Raw genomic sequence first — 8,259 nt, forward strand, 5'->3', positions numbered from 1 at the left:
ATTAATAAAATTAAAAGGGTTGGGCAGCGCGCTGCCCAACCCTTTTTTAGCATTTACACACTTCGTGAGATACTGCCGTTTTTGAAGTACTTTGAGTCCGTGAAGTACGTGGATTCCGTGAAGTATGTGGAGTCCGTGAAGTGACTGAAGTTTGTAAATTTGACTCAACAATCTGGGACAGCCCTTTTCTTCTCAGACTTTATATATTTTTCTACCCTTCTAACTATAAGTACTCCAAACTTTATGTACTTTCAGGGTAGCGACTTCAGGAAGGAGTGGTTAGATTATTAGTATTAATAGACGAAATTAGGAGAAGGCGAATCGCATTCCCTTGCGGTGTGCCAGTGTCCTCTATCCTAATCCAGGAGGTCCAATGGTGAAATGATTACCCATTCATAAGTGACAGATTGAACATTGAAGGTTCTTTGAATCAGGAATTTCAGAGCGTCTTCATATCCCATAGATTTCCCCAGAAAGCATTTCCCAGCAATTTCTTTTTCATTTGGATACCGGATGAATCTTGCAACAGTTTGTGAGCGGTGTCTTATGATAATAATACTTCTTACACTTTTCTCTTTAAATACACATATTTGGCTACTTACCGGAATTGGTATTTGCCTCGTTGTGCATTGTCTTAATTTCATCTATATTTGATTATTAATTCGAATTCATGGATTTTAATCAGGTAGATCTCAAAAAATTTTTAAAAGCGGCTATCAAAATTCGATTTCAGGGGATAAGCCCATATGATTTTGAAGATTTTGTTGGCCAATTATTTAAGGATAACGGCTATAAAGTAAAATCTACAAATTATTCAGGGGACTTTGGAGCTGATTTGATATTGGAAAAGGAAGGGTCAATTACCGTTGTACAGATAAAACGATATCATGAAGAGAATAAAGTAGGAGTGCAGGATGTCAACCAGGTTCTGGGTGCTGCTAACTTTTATGAAGCGGAGCAGGCAATGATTGTTACTACCTCTACCTTATCCGGTCCTGCTAAGGAACTGTGCAAAAAGGTAAAAGTTTTTTATTGGGATTGGGAGATTCTGAAGGATGCCATTTATACGACCTATCAGCTTGATGATGAATGGTTATTTGATGTAACGAATGAGCAACCTGAAGAAAGTGATGAATACTTTGAATTTATTGTAAAAGAGGTCGAAGTAGATGAGTATTTGGAGGACTATAAAGAAGCATTGACGAAAGTAATTTTGGAAATGGAGAATAACAGTGGTCGTAATGTCAATGTCTTTTTGGATCTACCGTTGATTTTGAAACACAATAATAAACAGCATGGTGCCGTAGAATGGGTAGATAATTATTTCAAATCCGGGGTGATCTATAATGGGGCAGAGGTGGAAATTGGGTGCTATTTTCTCGAAAGGGATTTGAGTGAAGTAAAAAGAGGCGATAAAATTCTGATCCCTGTTAGTGCTCCGGGGTTATCTTTATTGAAAACCTATATCACTGATCTTAGTCCGTCTGATGACAGGTGTTTTGTTGTTTCCTACGCCTATGATAAATATTCCAGGGAGTATTATACCGCAGTGGAATTAAGAGACATGTATTTGAGTAAAAGCCTGTTTGGTAGGTGTATAGTCACATTGTATTATTTCTTTAGTCCTTATATGATTCGTCTGATCACACCTTTTCCTTTTACAAAGAAGTACATTAAAGGAGTCGTTTCCTATACATTGGGATTGGTCAGATCCTTTTATAAAATATATAATCGGTAACTGGCGGGGCGATTCCACTATTTCTCATTTCAGCAATGATCATGCCCCTGTGGTGGGCAGTATGGTTGCAAATATGGAAAAGAATTTCACTTATTGAATTGACGTAAATTATCCCTCTGGAAGTTTTATATTTTATGTTCTTTTTCAAAGGAAGATCTTGGATAATTGCAATGGTTTTTTTGTAATTACTGTTTTCCCTGGTGACAAATTCAGATTGCGGTATTGTCCACTCATCCATTACTTCATATTTATTTTGAACTCTAAGAATCCATACCTCGTGGGCATAAAGTATATGGGACATCCAATTGATGCACTTTTCCGGAAAGTTATTCTTGTATTTCTCAAGATATTCAATCACCGTCTTATTAAACTGGTGGTGATAAGAAAAAATATCAATGTAATAATCTAACATTTTTCTAACTACTTAATTTACTTATCTAAAAATAGGAAGTAAAAATGAGAATACAATGTAAAGAGAGCTTGTTATTAAAAATGCCAATTTCCAGTCAAAAATTGCAAATCCAATAAAAATTAAGAATAGGATAATGCTTAGGATCGTAGATATGCTAAATTTTGCTTCAAAAGAGAACTTTAGAAAAGGTATATTACTATTCATGAGGATTGTCAAGGCAGCAGCAATAATTAGAAAGAATAGCGGGGTATGTAATAATTCAATGTTCAAATGATCAATGTTGATCCAAAGAGAAAACACGAAAAGTGCCATTGCTGGGCAGGGCAGCCCCTGAAATATACCTTTGGTTTGTTCAGTAATATTGAATTTGGCAAGACGAAATGCTGTACCGCATCCCAGCACAAAAACAAATAAATAAAAAGGTTCTTCGAGCATTTCAGTATGTCGCTCAATGGTCTCCACTATAAGAAATGTCGGAAAAGCGCCGAATGATACCATATCTGCTAAGGAATCCAGTTCTTTGCCTATCGGAGTTGTTTGGTCTAACTTGCGTGCAGCAAAACCATCGAAAAAATCAAATAGTAAAGCCAATAAAAATGAAATAATCACTACAGATGGTGATTCATAAAAAACACCATATACAGCCATACTGCCGAAAAACAGATTGAGTAAAGTTAATATATTGGGTATATTCAGCATTTAAAATTTATTAAAAACTCCTCAAAAGTAATTAAGATAATTTTGAATGAGAAAGATTATTTCTATTGGTACTTAACAAAAGTTTAATGGTGAATTGTCCCAACCATTTTGATGGTAAATACGTCTTATCTATGCAACTTTTAGTATAGGATTTAATGTTGGGTTAAACTTAATGAATAAATCAGAATAAATTACTGAAGTTTAATACCTTCAATGGACGGATTAATAAATAACTGTTTTGAATTGATAGGTGATATAATTGGTTGGATAATTAGAATGAAGAACTTTTTATTAGTAGCGTCCATATGTATATTTTCAACTTCTTTACTAGCACAAGTGGCAGGTGATATTTGTTCTTCGTCTATTGCCATAGATTCTATTGAAAATTATTGTTCGGAGGAAGGTGAGTTTATCCTGGAGGATTATACCCATTCGGGTGAAGAACAGCCAAGTTGTTATCCACAAGATACGAATGAGAAGGATATATGGTTTCGTGTAATACCTACTTTTGAAAATATCAATGTAATAATTAGGGGAGATGTCGGACAAAACAAAGGAGGGACTCTTCAAAGTCCGCAACTGGCAATTTATTCCGGGAGTTGCGATGAATTGGTACAAGAGGCCTGTAATTCAGATGCACGGAATCTCAATGTCATTGAAATTACACTCGGGGACTTGCAAATTGGCGAGGAATATTTTATTAGGGTAGGGTCACGTGACAACCACGAGGGAACTTTTCAGATGTGTATATCCAATTTTTCGTATACACCGGAATATGACTCTGACTGCCCTACGGCCACAGTATTGTGTGATAAGTCTACGCTAATAGTCCAACAATTGTCGGGTAGCGGTGAAATAGCGGATGAAGCAGATAACACTTGTCTCGATACAGATCCCGTAACAGGAGGTGACGATGGTAATTCTGAAATTTCCAGTGTATGGTTTAAGTGGGTAGCACGAAACGACGGCGATTTGACTTTTGTTCTCGATCCTATCAATCCTACAGATGACCTTGATTTTGCCGTATATGAATTGCCCGGTGGGTTAGACGATTGTGGAAATAAACAATTATTGCGTTGCATGGCTTCGGGTGAAGTCATTGGAGAACCTTTTTCAGTCTGGGAGCCCTGTACGGGTCCTACGGGTTTAGCTACGGGAAGTACAGATGTAGCAGAACAACGGGGGTGTCAGGACGGGGACGATAATTTCTTAATGCCTATCGAAGCTGAAGAAGGAAAGGCATATGCGTTGGTCGTTAATAATTTTAGTACTTCGGGAGCCGGATTCCGGTTGGAGTGGGGGGGAGATGCGGATTTTGCAGCCCCGGATGCCGAAATCATCATTACGAATCCCAAGCCTTTGTATTGCCCCGATGAAGAAATTGAATTTTATGCGGTGGACCAAAGTCTGAGTGGTACTATTACCGAATACAATTGGACATTCGGAAGCAGTGCTACACAAAGCCAACTTTCAGGTGACGGGCCCCATTCCATTGCTTTTACCGAAGGGGGAAGGAAGCCTTTTGTTTTGAACCTGGAAAGTGATATCGGGTGTATCACACCGATAGATACTTTTGTGGACGTGGAAGAACGGATTGAATTAAATGCTTCTGTTGATTCCATCAGTTGTTTTGGTTACGATGACGGTAATATTAATCTCAATATTGATTCACCTTCCCCTGTTGAGGACATTTTTTGGAGTGATGGCAGTATTGAGTCGGATCGTATGGGGCTACTACCTGGTGAGTATGAAGTTGTTGTCCGCAATGAGACAGGGTGTTCTGTTACCGAAGCTTTTGTGATGGAGGAACCCATTCAAATTACGATTGATCAAATTCTTACCAATGCTTCATGTGGTGGTGTCCCCGATGGTGCTATCCAATTGATAGCCAATGGATCTTTTCCTCCCTTTGATTATAATTTCGGAAGTGGATATTCGTCCGATGATGAAAGGACGGATCTGGCTTCCGGGATCTATGATGTATCGGTTCGGGATAATAAAGGTTGCGAAGAAGACACTGTTGTTTATTTAAATGAAATCAACTTTTTGGCGGATAATTCTATTTTAGAAGAGCCTTTATGTTTTGGTGATGCCAATGGCCGGATTGAATTAAATGTTGAAGGAGGTGATGAACCTTATCAATATGATTTCGGTTCTACTGGGAATTTTCAGGGTGGAAATGTATTTACCGGATTGACGGCCGGTGAGTATGTAATATTGGTGAACGACAATGAAGATTGCCAGGGCTATGTTAATCTGGCCCTGGGACAACCGGATTCTATTTCTATACAGGCGGAAATACAAGATTTATTGTGTTTTGGTGATTTCAATGGTGGGATCAATATCAATATTAATGGCGGTGTACCCGGTTATGAACTTAATTGGGACGGTGGTTTTTCAGGAAACAACCTTGACAACCTCGCTGCAGGAGATTATAGTGTAGATATAGTTGATCAAAATAATTGCCTTTATGAAGAAACTTTTACCATTATGGAACCGGAAGTTCTGTCATTGGATTTAATTGATAAAATGGACCTTTTATGCTATGGCGATAACAATGGGTTTATTGTAGTAAATGGACAAGGGGGGACAGGGAGCTATCGATATTTCCTGGAATCAAATTCTTCTGTTGTCGGACCGGATTTCCAGGGGTTAGCAGCGGGCAATTATACGGTATTCGTAGAAGATGAAAATAGCTGCAATGATTCTATGGAAGTAGTGTTGGAACAGCCCGAAGAACTCGTTGTAACTATAACAGGGGATTCTGTTCTCAACCTGGGTGAAATGGTTACGTTAACGGGAAATTATTCACCAGTGGACCGGATGATGGAATGGCAATGGGAACCTACCGGACAAGTTAGCTGTGATACCTGCCGGATTACAGATTCTCAACCCTTTGCTAGTTCGTATTTTACACTGACTGGTACGGATCAAAATGGATGTATTGACAGGGATAGTCTGCTTTTTCAGGTATTCCCTATTCGAAATGTGGGTATCCCCAATGCTATTATAGCTGATCATTCGGGACCCAATGGTACGGTCACAGTATATGCCGGGCCACATGTTGCAGGAATACTTGAAATGAATGTATTTGACCGATGGGGAAATTTACTTTTTACCAGGGAGACCTTTCCCAAAAATGAATATTCATTAGGTTGGGATGGCACAGTCAATGGAGAAAAAATGATGCCAGGAGTCTATGTTTATACGGTCCAGGTTCAATATATAGATGGAGTAACAAAGTTATTTTCTGGAGAAATTGTACTTTTGGATTAAGAAATGGAGGTGAATAGATATTATTATATAATGTTGGTTTTTATTTTTTTCTCTTGTGAAGAGCAATTGAAGGTAGGTAATGATTATTCGGATTTGGATGTTAACGCTGACATAGCGTATGATGTGGAAATGAATTATACGGACGGTGGTGAAAAAGTAATGACATTGACAGCACCTGTATTGGAAAGGATACAAGGGAATCCACAGCGAGATATTTTTCCGGAAGGGATTTTGGTAGAGTTTTATAAGGATGGGCAACAAGTATATGCGACATTGACGGCTGATTATGCCGAAAGGCAGCCGGACCAATATCTGGTAACGGCTTCTGACAATGTTGTTTTTGAAAATGTAAAAGGGGAAAAATTAGAAACGAGTCAATTAAACTGGAATGAGCGCAAAGGGACGATCTATTCCGACAGGTTTGCCAAATTGACCCGTCCTGATGAAATTATTTACGGATATGGATTTAGGGCAAACCAGGATTTTACCGATATTGAATTTAGTAAAACGACAGGGAAAAAACCCGTTCCCCAATTGGAGGGAGTGACCGGATCTCAGTCAAGTCGTAATTCCTTATCTACTACAGGCGTCAATTAGTAAATTTATAAGATGATTTACGTTTTTATTATAATATTTCTTCTGCTTTCTGCTTTTTTCAGCGGTACAGAAATTGCGTTTATTTCTGCTAATAAATTGAAAATAGAATTACAGCGAAAAGAGAACGGAAGAAAGGGTCAATTACTCAATGGGTTTTACGATAAACCTCAGTCAGTGCTTGCCACACTTCTGGTGGGGAATAATATTGCCCTGGTAATTTTTACCTACCTGGTATCGCAAGTCGTAGACCCGGTGCTTTCTCCATATCTAGGTAGTGGGATTACTTTGTTGCTGGTAGTCACCATTGTGACAACCGTAGTTGTTTTGATTTTTGGTGAGTTCCTTCCCAAAACCTTTGGCAGACTTTATGCCAATGATATGATTTCGGTATTTGCTTACCCGTTGTTGTTCTTTAAATATTTATTTGCTGTTCCCTCGTCCATTATGATGGGGCTGTCCAATTTAATTATTCGTTTATTTACAAAAGAGAATACGGAACAAAAGGATCGGACCTTTACGAAAGTGGATCTGGAGAATCTGGTGAATAGTAATGTACAATCAGATATAGAGCAGGAAATTGATACGGAGTTATTCAAGAATGCCCTCAATTTAAGTAGTATAAAAGTACGTTCTTGTATGGTGCCACGCACAGAAGTGGTGGCTATTGATGTTCATTCTTCGGTTGCCGAATTGAGAGATTTGTTTAATGAAACCAAATTGTCACGGATTATTATTTTTGATCAGGATTTTGAAAATGTATTGGGGTATGTGCATCACCAGCAGTTGTTACACGATCCGCAAAAAATAAAACCGCTGATTTTGGACGTGCCCTTTGTTCCGGAGACCATGCTGGTGACCACAGCCCTAAATACCTTTATTCTCAAGAACCAAAATATATCCTGTGTGGTAGATGAGTTTGGTTCGGTTTCAGGGATCATTACATTAGAAGATATCGTAGAAGAGATCTTTGGTGATATCGAAGATGAACACGATGAAGGGGAAGAAATCGTTGAACAAAAGATCAGTGAACACGAATATATGTTTTCCGGCCGAATGGAAGTGGATGATATCAATGAAAAATATCCCGACCTACAGATTCCTGAGGGAGAATATTCTACCCTCTCGGGGTATCTGGTTATGACTTTAGGAGATATACCCGAGGAAAAGGAAGTAGTTGAATTGGATGGATTTTTATTTACCCTCGAAAAAGTCGATGAAAAGAAAATCGAATTGGTGCGGGTGAAGAAGAATGATTAGGATTAATAGACAAAGGACAAGTTGGCAGTTATCAATCAATGTACAATCTTTCAAAGATCAATTCGGCTGAGGAAGGAAGAATTGGATGTGCTTGTGGGAAAGGGATCTGTCTTACCCCTTATTTCACCCTTTTAAAAAACATGCTATCCCCTTCCGGTCATTGTGTATTCTCTATATGTACCGTACCGAGTCTATGAAGATTGGCGATATCTGTCCTACGGACCACATTGCAGCGGGCTGTAAATTGGTAAAATTCTTAGTGTAAGATCTATTGAATCGG

7 protein-coding genes are annotated in these 8,259 nt (G+C 38.5%); 4 read left to right on the top strand and 3 right to left on the bottom strand.

The genetic code is table 11. The features are described from left to right. Positions 1-356: 356 nt before the first annotated feature. Entirely contained in the window at positions 357-644 is a 288-nt protein-coding gene (locus tag LVD47_RS23125) for a hypothetical protein (RefSeq protein ID WP_236981059.1), read from the bottom strand. 26 nt (positions 645-670) lie between these two features. Between LVD47_RS23125 and LVD47_RS23130 the strand changes: the two genes are divergently transcribed. After that, the gene (locus LVD47_RS23130) at positions 671-1,738 is read left to right on the top strand and encodes a restriction endonuclease (protein WP_236981061.1); all 1,068 of its coding nucleotides are present in this window, start codon (positions 671-673) and stop codon (positions 1,736-1,738) included. Here LVD47_RS23130 and LVD47_RS23135 read toward each other — a convergent pair. Together LVD47_RS23135 and LVD47_RS23140 are read right to left on the bottom strand one after the other, a co-directional pair. Next, on the bottom strand, positions 1,707-2,150 hold the full coding sequence (locus tag LVD47_RS23135) for a DinB family protein (RefSeq protein ID WP_236981063.1): 444 nt from the start codon (positions 2,148-2,150) through the stop codon (positions 1,707-1,709). The genes LVD47_RS23130 and LVD47_RS23135 overlap by 32 nt on opposite strands. A gap of 21 nt (positions 2,151-2,171) precedes the next feature. Beyond that, positions 2,172-2,849, bottom strand: a complete 678-nt coding sequence (locus tag LVD47_RS23140) for a CDP-alcohol phosphatidyltransferase family protein (protein WP_236981065.1) — start codon at positions 2,847-2,849, stop codon at positions 2,172-2,174. A gap of 213 nt (positions 2,850-3,062) precedes the next feature. Between LVD47_RS23140 and LVD47_RS23145 the strand changes: the two genes are divergently transcribed. From LVD47_RS23145 to LVD47_RS23155, 3 genes are read left to right on the top strand one after another with little or no spacing between them, the layout of a single operon-like run. Continuing rightward, positions 3,063-6,125, top strand: coding sequence for a T9SS type B sorting domain-containing protein (locus LVD47_RS23145; RefSeq protein WP_236981068.1), 3,063 nt, complete (start codon positions 3,063-3,065; stop codon positions 6,123-6,125). Positions 6,126-6,155: 30 nt separating this feature from the next. Further along, positions 6,156-6,722 (top strand): LPS export ABC transporter periplasmic protein LptC, encoded by a 567-nt coding sequence (lptC, locus tag LVD47_RS23150; RefSeq protein WP_236981070.1) that lies wholly within the window; start codon positions 6,156-6,158, stop codon positions 6,720-6,722. Positions 6,723-6,734: 12 nt separating this feature from the next. Beyond that, positions 6,735-7,979, top strand: coding sequence for a hemolysin family protein (locus LVD47_RS23155; protein ID WP_236981072.1), 1,245 nt, complete (start codon positions 6,735-6,737; stop codon positions 7,977-7,979). Positions 7,980-8,259 lie beyond the last annotated feature (280 nt).

The sequence above is a fragment of the Membranihabitans maritimus genome (assembly GCF_021729145.1).
Lineage (GTDB): Bacteria > Bacteroidota > Bacteroidia > Chitinophagales > Saprospiraceae > Membranihabitans > Membranihabitans maritimus.